The following is a 15536-nucleotide window of genomic DNA, read 5'->3' as shown; positions in this document are numbered from 1 at the left end:
CCGACCTGGTCGTGGTCGACTCGGAGGGCTACGACCTGGTCGCGGTGATGCGCCGCGGCCGGTGGATCGTCGGCGGCGAGAGGTTCTCCACCGTCAAGCCCGCCTGAGCGACGCCGACGGCCGCCCTCCCCCCACGCGGGGGAGGGCGGCCGTCGCCGTGTCGTGGTGGCTCAGGGCGCCGGTGCCGTCGCCTTGAGGACGCCGAGCAGCCGGGTGACCTCGGCGGCGACGGCCGCGCGGGCCGGCCCGAGGTAGCGGCGGGTGTCGACCAGCCGCGCGTCGTCGGCCAGGGCCCGGCGGACGGCGGTGCTGAACACCCGGTTGAGGTGGGTGGCGATGTTGACCTTCGTCATGCCGGCTTCCACGGCCGCGGTGAGGTCCCCGTCCGCCACACCCGAGGAGCCGTGCAGGACGAGCGGGACCGGCACCGCCCGGCGCAACCGTCCGATGAGCTCGAAGTCCACCGCCGCGTCGCGGGTGGGCATCGCGTGCGAGGTGCCGACGGCCACCGCGAGCGCGTCCACGCCGGCGGCGGCGACGAACGCCGCGGCCTCGGCCGGATCGGTGCGCACACCCGGGGCGTGGACGCCGTCCTTGCCGCCGACCTCGCCCAGTTCGGCCTCCACCCAGACGCCCGCGGCGTGGCACCGGCGCACCACCTCGGCGGTGGCCCGCACGTTCTCCGCGTACGACAGCGCCGAAGCGTCGAACATCACCGAGGTGAAGCCCAACTCCACGGCCCGGTCCACGAGTTCCACGGAGGTGGCGTGGTCCAGGTGGACCGCGACCGGCACCCGCGCGGCCCGGGCGACGGCCAGCGTGGCGGCGCCGATCGGCCCGAGGGCGCCGTGGTAGCGCACGGCGTTCTCGCTGATCTGCAGGATCACCGGCGCACCGGCGGCCTCGGCCCCGGCGACGATCGCCTGGGCGTGCTCCAGCTGGATGACGTTGAAGGCGCCGACACCGCACGCGGCTTCGGCCGCGGCGGCGGCGATCGGACCGGTTCCGCTCAGGGGCATGGGTCGGACTCCTCGGTGGCGAAGGGGTGGACGTCCACGCGGGACCGCAGGGCGTGGTGGAGGGCGGGGTCGAAGTCGCCGGCCAGCGGTGCGGCGACGGCGGCCGCGGACAGTGCCACGGCCTCGGCCAGCCGGTCGGGCCAGGGCTCACCGCCGACCAGGCCGAGGGTGAGCGCGGCGACCGCGGCGTCGCCCGCGCCGGTGGGGTTGCCGGACAGCCGCTCGGGCGAGCGGGCGCGCCAACCGCCGTGCGGGGTGACGGCGACCAGGCCGTCGGCGCCGAGCGAGGCGACCACCGCACCGGCGCCCGCGGCCCGCAGCCTGCGGGCGGCGGCCACCGGATCGGCCAGGCCGGTGGCGGCGGCGAGTTCCTCCGCGTTCGGCTTGACCAGGGCCGGTCCGGCCGCCAACGCCGTGCTCAGCGCCGTCCCGTCGGCGTCGAGCACCGCCGGGACGCCGTGCGCGTGCGCGAGCCGGAGCAGGTGGGCGTAGGCGTCCTCGGGCACGCCGCGCGGCAGGCTGCCGGAGAGGACCGCCGCCGCGGCGTGCGGCAGCAGGGTGTCGAGGTGGTCGAGGAACCGCGCCCATTCCCCGACGCCCACCACCGGGCCGGGTTCGAGCAGGATCGTGGTGTCCCCGGCGTCCTCCTCGACCACGGCCACCGTCCGCCGTGACTCGCCCGCGATCGCCAGCATGCGGTCGGCCAGGCCGGCGGACGCCAGTTCGGCGCGGATCGCCCGGCCGGTGAGGCCGCCGGTCAGGCCGGTGACCACGGTCGGGTGGCCGAGGGCGTGCAGGATCCGGGCGACGTTGACGCCCTTGCCGCCCGCGCGCTGGGCCACCGCCCGGACCCGGTTGCTGCCGTGCGGGCGCATCCGGTCCAGGTGGTGGGTGATGTCCAGGGCGGCGTTCAGGGTGACGGTGAGGATCACGCCGCCGCTCCCTCGCCCAGAAGGTCCCGCGCGAGCAGTCCGGCACCGAAACAGCCCGCCTCGTGGCCGAGTTCGGCGGGCAGGAGCTCGGGCATCGTCTGGAAGGAGAGCCGCGCCGTCAGAGCCGCCCGCAGTGGCGCGAAGTACGGCTCGCCCGCCCGGGCGAGGCCGCCGCCGATCACGATCCGCTCGGGGTCGAGCAGCGTGATCGCGCTCGCCAGGCCGGCGGCGAGCGCGTCGACGGCCTCCCGCCAGACGGTGGCGGCCGTGCGGTCCCCGGTCGCGGCGCGCCTGCCGACCTGCTCGGCGGTGACGCCCGCCTCCCCGGTGGCGGCGGTGTAGCGGCGGGCGACGGCGGCCGCCGAGGCGAGGGTCTCCACGCAACCGCGACGGCCGCAGGCGCACGGCTCGCCGCCGGGGCGCACCACCAGGTGGCCCAGCTCGCCGGCCCGGGTGTGGCTGCCGGTGAGCGGCCGCCCGTCGACCATCAGCGCGGCGGCGATCCCGGTGCCGACGGGTACGAAGAGGAAGTCGCGGCTGCCGCGGCCGGCGCCGGCCCTGGCCTCGGCGATGCCCCCGGCCCGCACGTCGTGCCCGAACGCGACCGGGATGCCCAGGTGTTCGGACAGCAGCTGCCGGACGGGCAGGTCCTGCCAGCCGAGGTTGGCGGCCAGCACCGCGGTGCCGGCCGCCTCGTCGACGATGCCGGGCACGGCGATCCCCGCGGCGGCCGGGCGGAAGCGCCCGGCGAGTTCGGCGGCGCGGTCGAGGACGGTCTGGAGGACGGCCTCCGGCCCGCGTTCGGCGCGGGTGAACCAGCGCTCGGTGTGGCGGAGGCGGCCGTCCGCGGCCACCGCCGCGCCCTTGATGTGGGTTCCGCCGACGTCGAGGGCGATCGCCGTCGCGGTCACGGCCGGGTGAGCACGATGGAGCGGGTGAGGTTGCGCGGCTGGTCGGGGTCCAGGCCGCGGCCCTTGGCCAGTTCGACGGCGAGCCGCTGGGCGCGGATCAGGTCGGCCATCGGGTCCAGCGCGCTCACCGACAGCACGGCGCCGGTCGGCTCGACCTGGTCGACCAGCCCGGTCGGCGGCTCGCCGAAGAACCACACCACGCTGCCGCGGCCGGTGACGCTGATCGGGCCGTGCCGGTACTCCATGGCCGGGTAGGACTCGGTCCACGACCCGGAGGCCTCGCGCAGCTTGAGGGCCGCCTCGTGGGCCAGGCCGACCGTCCAGCCGGTCCCGAGGAAGGTGAACTGGCTGGCCTCGGTGGCCCGTTCGGGCAGCGGGGCGGCCAGCGCCCGCTCGGCGTGGGCGGCCAGGTCGGCGGGGGCGAGCCCGAGGCGGCCGCGCAGCAGCGCCAGCGCGGTGGTGGCGAAGCGGGTCTGCACCACCGACTTCTCGTCGGCGAACTCCAGGTCGACCACGGTGCCGGCGGCCGTGCCGATCGGGGTGGCGAGGTCGCCGGTGAGCGCGACGGTCGGCGTCCCGCCGCAGCGCTGCAGCGCGGCGAGCACCTCGGTCGTGGTTCCCGAGCGGGTGATGGCGACGACACGGTCGTAGGCCCGGGCCGCCGGGAACTCGGAGGCCGCGAAGGCGTCGGTCTCACCGAGGCCGGCACCCTCGCGGAGGCCCGCGTACGCCTGCGCGATGTAGAGCGAGGTGCCGCAGCCGATCACGGCCACCCGTTCGCCGTGCTCGGGCAGTCCTGCGGGCTCCAGTTCCAGTGCCCTGCGCCAGCACTCCGGCTGGCTGGCGATCTCCCGTTCGACGTGACTCATCTGGCTCTCCTCGGTGGGGGCACGGGCGGCGCGCTCGGGGACAGGTCCGCACCGAGCACGGCTTTCTGTTGCAAGCATCTGCTTGAAACTGCTCTATTCATAGCCCAACGCGTCATCTGTGAGCAATACTGATCCACCGAGTGCCTTGCGGCACCCGGCTGGCGAGGCAAACTCAGTTCGGCGTATCTGCTCGATGTTGAGCAAACAGTGGTCATGCAGCGCAGCTTCGTGCAGGTCGCACCATCCCCCACCCGGGCCACCGCGGGGTCGGCCCCCACTCGCAAAGGCGGTACCAGAGATGAAGCGGCGCCTTTTCGCCCTGTCCGCGGCCACCCTGGCCGGAACGCTCGCACTGTCCGGATGCGGCAAGGGCTCGGCCTCCGGTTCGACCTCCGCCGACGGGGTGACGACGATCAGGTTCGTCGCCGCCGACTACGGTTCCAACGGCCAGAACCCGAGTCAGGCGTACTGGCAGGGCGTGATCTCGGCCTTCGAGCAGCAGAACCCCGAGATCAAGGTCGACCTCCAGGTCATCAACTGGAACGACATCGACACCCAGGTCAAGACGATGGTGCAGAACGGCAACCAGCCGGACGTCCTGCAGACCGGCGGCTACGCGGACTTCGCCAAGAACGGCCAGCTCTACCCGGCCCAGGAGGTCCTCTCCGGCAGCACCGCGGCGGACTTGCTCCCCGCGATGGCGCAGGCCGGCGAGCAGGACGGCACCCGGTACGGCATCCCGTTCATCTCCAGCGCCCGGATGTTCCTGTTCAACAACGAGCTCTTCAGGAAGGCCGGCCTCGACCCGGCCGCCCCGCCCAGGACCTGGGCCGACCTCACCACCGCCGCCACCGCGCTGAAGAACGCCGGCGTGGAGATCCCGCTCGGCGTGCCGCTGGGCAAGGAGGAGGCGCAGGGCGAGTCGTTCATCTGGATGCTGGAGAACCACGGCGGCTACCAGGACGCCAAGGGCCGGTACAGCATCAACTCGCAGGCCAACGTCGACACCTTCGGGCAGCTCAAGAACTGGGTGGACGCCGGCCTGACCGAGCAGAGCCCGGCCTCCGTCAACCGCACCGACCTGGCCAAGGACTTCGCCTCCGGCAAGGTCGGCATGCTCAACGGCATCCCCACCCAGCTGAACGACCTCAAGGGCATGGACGTCACCTGGACCGCGATGCCCAGCAAGGACGGCACCGGAAAGGCCACCCTCGGCGTCGCCGACTGGATGATGGCCTTCAGGAAGGGCGGCCACAAGGAACAGATCAAGGCCTTCCTCGACTTCGCCTACGGCCGGGACAACGCGGTGAGGTTCGACAAGGAGTACAGCCTGCTGCCGGTCACCCGGTCCGCGCTCACCGCGCTCCAGGCCGACCCGGACGAGCAGGCCCTGGCACCGTTCCTGCGGATCCTGCCCACCGCCACGTTCTACCCCCTCAGCGACCCGACCTGGCCGGCGGTCTCCGCGCAGATCAAGACGCAGATCGGCAGCGCGGTCAGCGACCCGAAGAAGACCCTCGACGCGCTCCAGAAGGCCGCGCAGCAGGCCGGTGAGTGACCCGGACGAGCGAACAAGGAATCCCGACACCGTGTCATTCCCCAGCAGCACAGACGCCCGGCCCGCCGAACCCGCCCGCCCGGCCGCGCCGCCGAAGCGTCCGTCGGCCCCGGGCCCGGGCCCCGCACCCGGGCGCCGTGCCCTGTTCGAACGGCTCGGGCCACTGCCGTGGCTGGCCCCGGCCATCGTGCTCATCCTCGGCGTGGTCGTGTGGCCGGTCGTCGAGATGGTCGCCACCTCACTGCGGAAGATCGACACCACCGGCACCGACCACGGCCCGGCCGGCCTGGTCAAGTACCGCAAGCTCTTCGGAGACCCCCGCCTGGCCGGAGTGCTGACCTGGACCGTCGTCTGGACGGTCGTCGTCGTCGGCCTGACCATGCTGATCTCGCTCGCGCTGGCGCAGTTGTTCAACCGGAACTTCCCCGGCCGTCGCGTCACCCGCTGGGCGCTCGTCGCGCCCTGGGCCGCCTCCGTACTGATGACCGCGATCGGCTTCCGCTGGATGCTCGACCAGGTCGCCGGCGTGTTCAACCGGCTGCTGCTCGACCTCGGCCTGATCGACCGCTCCCAGGCCTGGCTCGGCGACGCCGCCCACGCGAAGCCCTGGCTGGTGCTCGTCGCCGTCTTCGTCTCACTGCCGTTCACCACCTACACCCTGCTGGCCGGCCTGCAGACCATCCCCGAGGAGGTCCACGAGGCCGCCAGGGTCGACGGCGCCACGCCCTGGCAGACCTACCGCAAGGTCACCCTGCCGCTGCTGCGCCCGGCCTTCCTGGTCGGCCTGGTGATCAACCTGATCAACGTCTTCAACTCCTTCCCGGTCATCTGGGGCATGACCCAGGGCGGCCCGAACGCCGACACCGCCACCACCACCGTGTTCATGTACATGCTGCGCGGCTACGACGTCGCCGAGTCCGCCGCGATGTCCGTGGTCAACTTCGTCGTCGTGGTCCTCATGGTGGCCGTCTTCCTCAAGGTCAGCCGCTGGAACGGGGAGGAGGGCCGATGACCACCCCGCAGTCGCCGCCGGCGAAGCACCGCCCGCGCGCACGGACCGTCCTGCTCACCGCGCTGGCCTGGGCGCTCGCCGCGCTCTTCGTGCTCCCGTACGTCGAGATGCTGATCACCGGCGGACGCCCGGCCGGCCAGCTGCGGGACAACTCCTACCTGCCGACGCACTTCGACTTCTCCGCGTTCACCAGGGTCTGGACGGACACCACGCTCGGCCAGAACCTGCGGACCACCCTGCTGGTGGCCGGAGGCTCGACGCTGCTGGTGCTGCTGGTCGCCCTGCCCGCCGCGTACTACACCGCCCGGGTGCGCTTCCGCGGCCGCAAGGCCTTCCTGCTGCTGGTGCTGGTCACCCAGATGTTCCAGCCCACCGCCCTTCAGGTCGGCCTCTACCGGGAGTTCTTCGCACTGGACCTGCTGGACACCCCGATCGTCCTGGTGCTCGCCAACGCCGCCTTCAACCTGGCCTTCGCGATCTGGATCCTGAGCGCCTACATCGGCTCCATCCCCAGGGAGTTGGAGGAGGCCGCGATGATCGACGGCAACGGTCGCATGGGCGCGCTGTTCCGCGTCACCCTGCCGCTGGCGCTGCCCGGCGTGGTCACCGCCGTGATCTTCACGTTCATCTCGGCCTGGAACGAGTTCATCATGGGCCTGACCCTCACCAACTCGCCCGACCGGCAGCCGCTCACGGTCGGCATCAACAACATGATCGGCGCCTACAGCGTGCAGTGGAACTACGTGTTCGCCGCCTCGCTGGTGGCCATCGTGCCGGTCGTCGTGCTGTTCGCGGTGATCGAGCGCCACGTCGTCTCCGGACTCACCGCAGGCTCGGTCAAGTAGCCGGCGCGCCGCCCCGCCGCGAGGCAGCGTTCCGCGGGGCGGCGCGGGGGCGCGTCCGTCGGCCCGGTCACCGTTCGGACGGGGCCTCCGATCCGGCGGCGCCGGGCGGGGTCGCGCGCGAGCCGAGGAGCTGGGCGACCGGGTCGGCGCTGCCCGAGGCGCTCAGCTCCTGCACCAGCTCGCAGTTCCTGGCGACCCGGCCGGCGACCCAGTCGCGCAGCCACCCGGACAGTTTGGGGAGCGGCAGGTCGGACGGGGCCAGCCCGGTGAGCACGCACCCGGTCGCCGCCGCCCCGCCGACGTTGACCACCACGTCCGGCAGGACGGTGTGGCCGGCCTCGCGCAGCAGCCGGCGGGCCGGTTCGGTGCAGCTCAGGTTTCCGCCCTCGACCACCAGGCGGGCCCGGACCGCCGGCACCGCCTCCTCGTCGACCGCGGCGGGGGAGGCCGCCAGCACCAGCACGTCGGCGTCGACGTGCAGCCAGGCCTGCCCGGGCCCGTGGACCGTGACCCGGGCGGGCAGCCGGCTCCGGTCGATCGTGCCGTCGCTGCTGGTGAGCGCGGTGAGTTCGGCGACGGGCAGTCCGCGCTGGTCCTCGACGGTGCCCAGGACGTCGGCCACCGCCACCACCAGGTGGCCGTGGGCGGCCAGGTGGTCGGCCACCGCGCGCCCGACGGTGCCGAAGCCCTGGATCGCGACGCGCTGCGGGGTCCGCGCACCGGAGGCGCGCAGGGCGCCGAGCACCGCGACGGCCACGCCGAACCCGGTGATGTCGGCCATGTGGTCCCACAGTTCGGCCCAGCCGACGGTGAGGCGGGTGGTGCCGGGGCGGCGGGTGACGTCGTACCCGGCGGCCTCGAAGGCCTGCCGCCGGTCGGCGTAGGTGGTGCCCTGGTCGCAGCCCAGGTACACCCCGCCGTGCAGCAGCGGGGCCGCGGCGCGGCCGAACTCCCGCATCACCGCCTGCCGTTCGACAGCGGCGCCGGGATCGGGGGCGATGCCGGCCTTGGCACCGCCGATGGGCAGGCCGACCAGCGCCAGCTTGTGGGTCATCGCCCGGGCGAGCCCGGCCAGCTCCAGCTCGGTCACCGTCGGGGTCATCCTGGTGCCGCCCATGGCCAGGCCGTCGACCATGGAGTCGACGACGACCCAGCCCCGGGCCCGGCACGCCGGGAGGTTCAGGGTGGTGGAGAGCACGGGCCCGGTCGCGGGGCGCGCACCGTGCGGCGCGAGCGTCCGGCTCACTGCGCACCACCCTCCTCCGGGACGGACCGCAGGCGCAGGCTGCGGGGGCGCATGTCGGTCCAGACGCGTTCGATGTGCGCGAGGCAGTCGTCCTTCGCGCCCCGTACGCCGTCCTCGTGCCAGCCCGCCGGGGTCTCGCGGTCGGCGGACCAGATCGAGTACTGCTCCTCGTCGTTGACGACGACCTTCCACTGCTCGGGTGCTTCGCTGGTCATGCCGTTACCTCCGGATGTCGATGGTTGGGGGTGGAGCCGGTTCGTGGCGAGGGTCGACGAGGGTGCCACGGTGGGCGTCGAGGCCGTCCAGCCAGCCAGGCAGGCTGGGGGCGCGCAGGAGGCCCGTCCCGATGAGCACACCGGCGAAGCCCTCCTGGAGCAGGCGGGCCGCGTCCTCGGGGGAGCGGACGGCCCCGGCGCTCACCGGGCACCGGGTGCCGCTGCCCAGCACCGCGGGCAGGAGCGCCGAGCTCCGCCCGAGGTCGCCGGCGCCGCGTTCGCGGTCGCCGATGTCCTTGTTGTTCACCGCGATCACGCACTCCTCGGCGCGTGGCACACGGCTGATCTCCTCCTCGGTGACGACCTCGACGAACGGCGTCAGGCCCAGGCTCAGGCCGAGTTCGACCAGGTGACCCAGGGTGGCGCGCGGCAGCAGCGCGGCGGTGAGCAGGACCGCGGACGCGCCGCTCTCGCGGGCCTGGTGCAGCTGGCTCCGGCGGGTGATGAAGTCCTTCTGCAGCACGGGCAGGTCCGTCGCCGCCACGACCTCGCGCAGCAGCTCCGGGGTGCCGCCGAACCACCGCCCGGTCACCACGGACAGGCAGGGGGCGCCGACCTCCTGGTAGTCGGCGACCAGCCGGGCGGCCGACCTGTCGCCGAACAGGTCCTGCCCGGCGGCGTCCTGGCGCTTGAGCTCCATGATCACCGGTCGGCGGGCGTCCAGCAGCGCCTCGATGAACGCGGCCGTCATCCCGGCCTCCCGGCCGCCCCGGCGCCGTCCGGCACCCGCCAGCCGCGCCGTACGGCCGTGACCCGGTCGGTGCTCAGCCGTCCGTCGGGGTCCCTGGCCGCGGTGTCCACGTCGATGCCCAGGAACAGGGGGTGGTCCAGCACCGCCCGGTAGGCCTCCCGGCTGTCGGCCGAGAGGCCTCCGGCCAGCAGGAAGGGGCGCGAGAGGCGGTCCGTGATCCCGAGGACGGCCGCGCAGTCGGCCGGTTGCCCGGTGCTGCCGATCCGGCCGTCCCCGGCCACCGCGTCCAGCAGGAAGAGGTCCGTTCCCGCCCGCTCGTACGCCGGGATCAGGGACCGCTCCGCGCGGGTGTCCGCACCGAGGTGCAGCACCTTGACCACGATGAGGTCCGTGCTGCCCTTCAGGGCGCGGACCAGTCCCGGCGGCTGGTAGCCGTGCAGTTGGACCCACGGCACCCGGGCCGCGGCCGTCGCCGCGCGCAGCGCCTCGGCGTCGTTGAGGAAGGTCACGAGGACCGGACGCAGTCGTGCCGTCCGGTGTACGGCGTCGGCGAGCACGGTCAGTTGACTGAGCGTCAGATTCGCATGACCCCTCGGGACCCCGTGCCACAGGCCGACGAGGTCGGCTCCGGCCCGGTCGAGCGAGGCCACGTCCTCGGCCGAGGCGGCTCCGCAGATCTTGAGCAGCATCGGGCGTCACAGCCCCAGCATGGCGGCGACGCGATTGCGCTGGATCTCCGACGTGCCCGAGTAGATCGGGCCGGCGACCGCGTCGCGCAGGTCCTTCTCCAGCCCGTACTCGGCCAGGTACCCGCTGCCGCCGAAGATCTGCACGGCGGCCAGCGCGGAGGAGAGGTTGCTCTCGCTGGCGAGGAGCTTGCTGACGGCGATGTCCCTCGTGACGTTCTCGCCCTGCGTCAGCCGGACGGCCGTGTCGTAGAGCCACTTCCGCGCGGTGTCCAGGCCGATGCTCATCTCCACGAGCTTGTGGGAGATCGACTGGTACGAGCCGATCGGACTGCCGAACTGGACGCGTTCCTTGGCGTACTCGACGCAGCGGTCGAGCCGGTGGCGCATCTGCCCGGTGCTGATGACGAAGGAGCAGAGGATCTCCCACTTCATCACGTGGTCCAGGACCAGGAACCCGGAGCCGACCCGGCCGATCACGGCGGACGCGGGGATCCGGCAGTCGTCGAAGTGCAGTTCGCTCAGCGGCGCGGTCCGCAGCCCCATGGTGGCGACGGGCGGCCCGATGACGAGGCCCGGGGTGTCCCGCTCCACGACGAAGGCGGTGATGCTGAGCGGGCCGCTGCTCGGGTGGGTGCGGGCGTACACCACGAACACGTCGGCCACCGGGCCGTTGGTGATGAAGGACTTGCCGCCCCGCAGGACGAAGTCGTCGCCCTCGCGGGTGGCCGTGGTCCTCATCGCCAGCGCGTCGGAGCCGCTCTCGGTCTCGCTGATCGCGTGCGCGCCGATCGTCTCTCCCGAGCAGATCCCCGGCAGGTGGCGCGCCTTGAGCTCCGGCGAGCCGAACCGTTGCAGCGGGACCCCGACGCCGACCAGGTGGGTGGCGACCGAGAAGTTCAGTCCGCCGTCACGGCACCCGGTGCCGAGCCGTTCGAGCACGTGCATGGTGGTGAGCAGGTCCTGGCCCAGCCCGCCCCACTGCTCGTCGAACGGCAGGCCGAGGATCCCGGACCTCTGGATCAGCTTCCACTTGTCCCACGGGAAGGCGCCTTCGGCGTCCCCTTCGAGATGGCCGGAGCTGAGCTCCTCGCACCACTGGGCGATCCCCTCGCCCAGGGCGAGCTGGTCGGCGTTCCACCTGATCATCTGTCCGTCCCTGTCAGTACTCGGAGAAGTCGGCCGAGTCCAGGTTGTGGCGCTCGTCGCCGCGCAACGCGGGCGAGAACACGCACACCAGGCGGAGGTCCTCCTCCGGGCTCGCGATCAGGAAGTGGGCGTCGTTGCGGTCGAGCGCGTACAGCGTGCCCGGCTCCAGCGGGTGGGAGGTGCCGTCGGTGTCCACGACCTCGCCCTTCCCCTCGATGCAGTAGCAGGCCTCCAGGTGGCGGCGGTACTCCAGCCGCGACTTGGTGCCGGCCCGGACGGTGGTGTCCGTCATCGTGTAGCCGAGGCCGTCGGACTCGAGCAGGAACCGGCGGCTGAGCCCGTTGCCCCAGTCCACGGTCTTCACGTCGGCAAGGTGTCGGACGATCATCGGTGTGCCTCCTGGCGGCTTGGTGAGTACGGCGAAACGGTCTGGATGAAGGTGTGGAACTCCTCGACCACGTCGGCCCCTTCGGCGAGGGCGTGCTCGATCCGGGCGACCCCGGCGCTGCCCACGACCGCGGCGTCGGCGCCGAGGCCGTGCAGCAGGTCGATGTCCGCCCGGGAGCGGACGCCGAACCCGACGGCGATCGGTGCGGCGGTCCTTGTCCGCAGTGCGGCCAGCGCGGCGGCCAGCTCCCGGTGGTCGGCGGTGAGCCCGCCGCCGCTGCGGCCGTAGTGGGCCACCAGGTACAGGTACGCGGTGGCGCAGTCGGCTGCCGCGGCCCGTACCTCGGGGGACGACGCGGCGTAGCAGGTGGCGACCAGGGGCAGCCCGGCCGCCCGCACCGCGTCGAGGCAGTCGGCCCGCAGCCGCGGCGGCAGTCCGTGGACCAGCAGCCCGTGGACGCCCGCGTCGGCGATCCGCCGGACGAAGCCGGGCACGGTCGGGGCCCTGACCGTGTGGCTCCAGTCGGCCAGCAGGGCCACCCGCAGGTGGCGCAGCCCGGGCAGGACCCCGGCGAGGAAGTCGAGCACCTCGTCGAGTCCGACGCCGTCGGCCAGGGCCCGCTGTGCCGAGCGGCGGATGACGGGCCCGTCGGTGACCGAGTTCGGAAAGGGCACCGCCAGCTCCAGGCAGTCCACCCGGCAGTCGTCGAGCATCCGCATCACGTCGGCCAGGACGGGCAGCGGGGGGTCCCCGGCGTTGAGGAACACGGCCAGGCCGGGCCGGTCCGGTGGCCGGCGGGCGAAGAACCCGCTCACCGCGCACGCGCCGGTCGGGTGCGGAGGCGGTCGACGAGGTCGCGGGCGGCGCCGCCGCGCAGGGCGTCCTCGGCCGCCCGGATCGCCGACGGCCACCCGTCGATCAGCCCGCTCGCGACGGCCAGTGCGGCGGCGTTCAGGCAGACGGTCCGGGTGGCGAGCGCCGTCCCCGTTCCGGAGAGCACGCCGAGGAAGTGCTCGACCACGTCCTCGCCTCCGGTGGCGGGCCGCAGTTCGGCGATCGTGTCGGTCGCGCTCGCGGGAGCCTCGGCCGGCAGGTGGATCGGGTCGGTGCCGTCATTGGGGAGGAGGAGGTTGTCGACGGAGCCGACGAGCTCGTCGATGCCCAGCTCGTTGGAGCAGAGCCAGATCCTCCGGTCGGTGACGGTGGCGGCGACCCGGCCCAGCGCCGGCAGCAGCGAACGGTCCGAGACGCCGACGAGCTGGGCGGAGACCGGCACCGCGGCCAGGAAGGGCCCGACGGAGTTGATGAACCCGCCGATCATCCGCAGGTCCATCGGCACGATGCTCCGGGCCAGCAGCGCCACCTCCCGCGGGTAGACGAAGTTCCCCGGGAAGGCGATGCCGAAGCGTTCCAGCCGCTCCTCGGTCCGCTCGTACGAGGTGGTCCGTCCGATGCCGAGGCGGTCGAGCAGGTCGTGGGAGCCGCAGGTGCCCGTGTAGGCGCGGGAGCCCGTCTTGACGACGCGGACGCCCAGGGCCGCGGCGAGGAACGCCGCCGCGGTGGAGATGTTGAACGTGGCCGGCCCGCCTCCGGTGCCGACGATGTTGGCCGTGCCGTCCAGCCGCGCGGTGACGGCCGGCCGCCGCTCGTCCAGCGAGCGGAGCATCGCGACCAGCGTGTCCCGGTCGGGCATCCGGGTGGACAGCGAGGACAGCAGCGCCACCGTCTCGCCGGGCCGCAGGGCGCCGTCCCGCAGCTGGTCCCAGAAGGACCCCCACAGCTCCTGGTCGACGGCGCGGTCCCGGCGGATCAGCGCTCGCAGCACCTCGTGCATGACTAGAGGGCGTCCGTCCGCTGCGGCTGGGCCTGGTCGATGAACCTGCTGATCGAGCCGACGGAGCGGAAGCTGTCCGGGTCGAGGTCGAACTCCTCGACGCGCACGTCGAAGCGGTCCTCCAGCCAGGCGATCGTCTTGAGCAGGCCGAGGCTGTCGATGACCCCGCCGTCCACGAGGTCGTAGTCGGCGTCCAGCTCGTTCGGGCCGACGTCGGGCAGGAACTCCTCGATGATGAACTGGGTGACTACCGCGGCGTGGTTCACGTGGCCGTTCCTTCGGTGGGCTGGGAGGGGGAGCAGGCGCGCTCGACGGGCGCGCGGTCGATCTTTCCGGTGGACGTCCTGGGCAGCGGGTCGTCCACGATCCGCAGGGTCGAGGGGACGGCGGTGAGCGGGAGGCGCTGCGCGCAGTGCCGGCGCAGCGCCAGCGAGTTCAGCCGGCTGTCCGGGGCTCGGCGGACCAGGCCGCGCAGCAGGCGGCCGGCCACCGGGTCGGGTACGGCCACCACGGCCGCCTCGACGACCTCGGGGTGGTCGAGCAGCACCTGTTCGACCTCGTGGGTGTTGACTCGGGTGCCGCGGACCTTGACCTGGTGGTCGTTGCGGCCTTCCAGGGTGACGCGGCCGTCCTCGTCGCGCCGGACGAGGTCGCCGCTGCGGAAGTAGCGCCGGGTCTCCCCGTCGTGGTGGTGGGTCGCGAACCTGCCGGCGTCCTGGGCCCGGTCCAGGTAGCCGTCGGTCTGGAAGGGCGTCGCGACGTGGAGTTCGCCGGTGCCCGGCCCGGTGACGATCGCGCCGTCGGCGCCGACGATCACCGCGTGGACTCCGGGCAGCGGACGTCCGATCGGCACCGGGCCGTCCGGCGGCTCGGTGCCGTCGAGCTCGTGCAGGAAGCTGTCGTTGGTCTCGGTGCAGCCGTAGACGTTGTGGAGCCGGGCGCCGGGGAACAGGCGCGGAAGTTCGGCCAGGCAGCGGGCGGGCAGGCTGTCGCCGGTGAAGACGACGTGCTCGACGGTGTCGAGCCGGCGGCCGCTCTGCGCGGTCGCGTCGACCAGCAGTTGGTAGAACATCGGTACCGCCTGCACGAGTTGGACCTCGTGGCGGGAGAGCAGGTCCAGCAGGTGGCCCGGCTGGGTGGCCCGGGCCGGATCGACCAGGACGACGCGGCCGCCGTGCTTGAGCGTGGCCCAGATGTCCAGCAGGCACAGGTCGAAGGTGAGCGGCGCGTAGTTGAGGACCGTCGTTCCCCGACGGATGCCGAACCGCTCGCCGGCCCAGGTGGTGAAGCGGTCCACCGCGCCCGTGCTCAGCGGCACGATCTTCGGCCGCCCGGTGGAACCGGAGGTGGTGAACATGAAGGAGACGTCGGCGGGTTCCGTGTCGCGTGGCGGCTTCGGTTCGGCCGGCCGCTCCCGGGCGTCCGGACCGGGGTCCTCCGGCGAGAGGACGTGCCGGATGCCGGCCCGTTCGGCCGGCGCGTGGGCGGTCCCTCCTTCCGGTACGGGCGCCGGCAGCAGCAGGAAGCGCCGCCCCTCCAGCAGGCAGGCGAGCACCAGGGCGATCGTCGAGGGCGACTTGGCGGCCGGGATGCCGATCGGCTCGTCGCCGTCCGGGGCGAGCCGGACGATCCGCAGGCGCTCCCGCTCCGCCGCCCGGTGGAGTTCGCGGTAGGTCGTCTCCTCCCCGTGCCACACCAGGGCCGGATCACCGGGGTGGTCGGTGGCGTGCGAGACGAATGAACCCACCAGGCTTGGCTGCTGCATCATGACTTCTCCGAGTTCATGCAACGGGGTGGGCTCTATGGACAACGGATGAGTTCATGCAACGGGTTCACCGATCTTTTTCGGAACAATGAAGGGCCGACACGAAAGGGGCCCGTCCGGCCGCCTTCCCGGCGAAAGAAGAATTATCACGTGGCGCTCGTCCACGGAAGTGGTGTGCTCGATCTCCACCATGACGGCACGTCAGGGAGGGTGTGGCAGTCGGGCGCGCGGATGCTAGCCGTCGAGCGTGTTCAATCTACATAAGGATTAGCGGGGTCTGGCGTAAAGATTGTCCTGATGCCTTCGACCCCCTTCTCTGTCTTGCGGAGTGAGACGGGAGCTGCCTAGTATCCGCC

At 72.9% G+C, this 15536-nt stretch carries 17 protein-coding genes; 3 read left to right on the top strand and 14 right to left on the bottom strand.

The genetic code is table 11. The features are described from left to right. Positions 1–170: 170 nt before the first annotated feature. Genes ACFVU7_RS30130 through ACFVU7_RS30115 form a run of 4 tightly spaced genes read right to left on the bottom strand, consistent with a single transcriptional unit; the run spans position 171 to position 3731 of the window. On the bottom strand, positions 171–1019 hold the full coding sequence (locus ACFVU7_RS30130) for a ketose-bisphosphate aldolase (protein WP_388048197.1): 849 nt from the start codon (positions 1017–1019) through the stop codon (positions 171–173). Beyond that, positions 1010–1951 carry a 1-phosphofructokinase family hexose kinase gene (locus ACFVU7_RS30125; RefSeq protein WP_388048195.1) on the bottom strand — a complete coding sequence of 314 codons (942 nt, stop codon included), beginning with the start codon at positions 1949–1951 and terminating at the stop codon, positions 1010–1012. Before ACFVU7_RS30125 ends, ACFVU7_RS30130 begins: the two co-directional genes overlap by 10 nt. After that, on the bottom strand, positions 1948–2862 hold the full coding sequence (locus ACFVU7_RS30120; RefSeq protein ID WP_388048193.1) for an ROK family protein: 915 nt from the start codon (positions 2860–2862) through the stop codon (positions 1948–1950). The genes ACFVU7_RS30125 and ACFVU7_RS30120 overlap by 4 nt, the downstream gene beginning before the upstream one ends. After that, entirely contained in the window at positions 2859–3731 is an 873-nt protein-coding gene (locus ACFVU7_RS30115; RefSeq protein WP_388048191.1) for an SIS domain-containing protein, read from the bottom strand. The genes ACFVU7_RS30120 and ACFVU7_RS30115 overlap by 4 nt, the downstream gene beginning before the upstream one ends. A gap of 298 nt (positions 3732–4029) precedes the next feature. Here ACFVU7_RS30115 and ACFVU7_RS30110 point away from each other — a divergent pair, with 298 nt between their 5' ends. From ACFVU7_RS30110 to ACFVU7_RS30100, 3 genes are read left to right on the top strand one after another with little or no spacing between them, the layout of a single operon-like run. Further along, positions 4030–5289, top strand: a complete 1260-nt coding sequence (locus ACFVU7_RS30110) for an extracellular solute-binding protein (RefSeq protein WP_049650317.1) — start codon at positions 4030–4032, stop codon at positions 5287–5289. A gap of 31 nt (positions 5290–5320) precedes the next feature. Beyond that, entirely contained in the window at positions 5321–6301 is a 981-nt protein-coding gene (locus ACFVU7_RS30105; protein ID WP_388048189.1) for a carbohydrate ABC transporter permease, read from the top strand. Beyond that, positions 6298–7146 carry a carbohydrate ABC transporter permease gene (locus tag ACFVU7_RS30100; RefSeq protein WP_387970003.1) on the top strand — a complete coding sequence of 283 codons (849 nt, stop codon included), beginning with the start codon at positions 6298–6300 and terminating at the stop codon, positions 7144–7146. The genes ACFVU7_RS30105 and ACFVU7_RS30100 overlap by 4 nt, the downstream gene beginning before the upstream one ends. A 67-nt stretch (positions 7147–7213) precedes the next feature. On the opposite strand, the gene ACFVU7_RS30095 is transcribed toward ACFVU7_RS30100, so the two are convergent. From ACFVU7_RS30095 to ACFVU7_RS30050, 10 genes are read right to left on the bottom strand one after another with little or no spacing between them, the layout of a single operon-like run. Then, complete coding sequence (locus ACFVU7_RS30095) at positions 7214–8392, bottom strand: Glu/Leu/Phe/Val dehydrogenase dimerization domain-containing protein (protein ID WP_388048187.1); 1179 nt, start codon at positions 8390–8392, stop codon at positions 7214–7216. Further along, on the bottom strand, positions 8389–8607 hold the full coding sequence (locus tag ACFVU7_RS30090) for an MbtH family NRPS accessory protein (RefSeq protein WP_049650321.1): 219 nt from the start codon (positions 8605–8607) through the stop codon (positions 8389–8391). Before ACFVU7_RS30090 ends, ACFVU7_RS30095 begins: the two co-directional genes overlap by 4 nt. A gap of 4 nt (positions 8608–8611) precedes the next feature. Continuing rightward, positions 8612–9358, bottom strand: coding sequence for an indole-3-glycerol-phosphate synthase (locus ACFVU7_RS30085; RefSeq protein WP_388048185.1), 747 nt, complete (start codon positions 9356–9358; stop codon positions 8612–8614). Continuing rightward, the gene (locus ACFVU7_RS30080) at positions 9355–10047 is read right to left on the bottom strand and encodes an N-(5'-phosphoribosyl)anthranilate isomerase (protein WP_388048183.1); all 693 of its coding nucleotides are present in this window, start codon (positions 10045–10047) and stop codon (positions 9355–9357) included. Before ACFVU7_RS30080 ends, ACFVU7_RS30085 begins: the two co-directional genes overlap by 4 nt. Before the next feature lie 6 nt (positions 10048–10053). Then, complete coding sequence (locus ACFVU7_RS30075) at positions 10054–11193, bottom strand: acyl-CoA dehydrogenase family protein (protein WP_049650324.1); 1140 nt, start codon at positions 11191–11193, stop codon at positions 10054–10056. Positions 11194–11206: 13 nt separating this feature from the next. Next, entirely contained in the window at positions 11207–11581 is a 375-nt protein-coding gene (locus ACFVU7_RS30070; protein WP_049650325.1) for an ectoine synthase, read from the bottom strand. Continuing rightward, positions 11578–12396, bottom strand: a complete 819-nt coding sequence (gene trpA / locus ACFVU7_RS30065; RefSeq protein ID WP_388048181.1) for a tryptophan synthase subunit alpha — start codon at positions 12394–12396, stop codon at positions 11578–11580. The genes ACFVU7_RS30070 and trpA overlap by 4 nt, the downstream gene beginning before the upstream one ends. After that, on the bottom strand, positions 12393–13415 hold the full coding sequence (locus tag ACFVU7_RS30060) for an anthranilate phosphoribosyltransferase (RefSeq protein WP_388048179.1): 1023 nt from the start codon (positions 13413–13415) through the stop codon (positions 12393–12395). Before ACFVU7_RS30060 ends, trpA begins: the two co-directional genes overlap by 4 nt. 2 nt (positions 13416–13417) lie before the next feature. Then, entirely contained in the window at positions 13418–13681 is a 264-nt protein-coding gene (locus ACFVU7_RS30055; protein WP_074005830.1) for a phosphopantetheine-binding protein, read from the bottom strand. Then, the gene (locus tag ACFVU7_RS30050; protein ID WP_388048178.1) at positions 13678–15183 is read right to left on the bottom strand and encodes an AMP-binding protein; all 1506 of its coding nucleotides are present in this window, start codon (positions 15181–15183) and stop codon (positions 13678–13680) included. The genes ACFVU7_RS30055 and ACFVU7_RS30050 overlap by 4 nt, the downstream gene beginning before the upstream one ends. Positions 15184–15536 lie beyond the last annotated feature (353 nt).

This window comes from Kitasatospora sp. NPDC058046, assembly GCF_042885595.1.
Lineage (GTDB): Bacteria > Actinomycetota > Actinomycetes > Streptomycetales > Streptomycetaceae > Kitasatospora.
The sequence above is the reverse complement of the archived record's forward strand: the minus strand, read 5'-3'. Positions and strand labels throughout refer to the sequence as shown.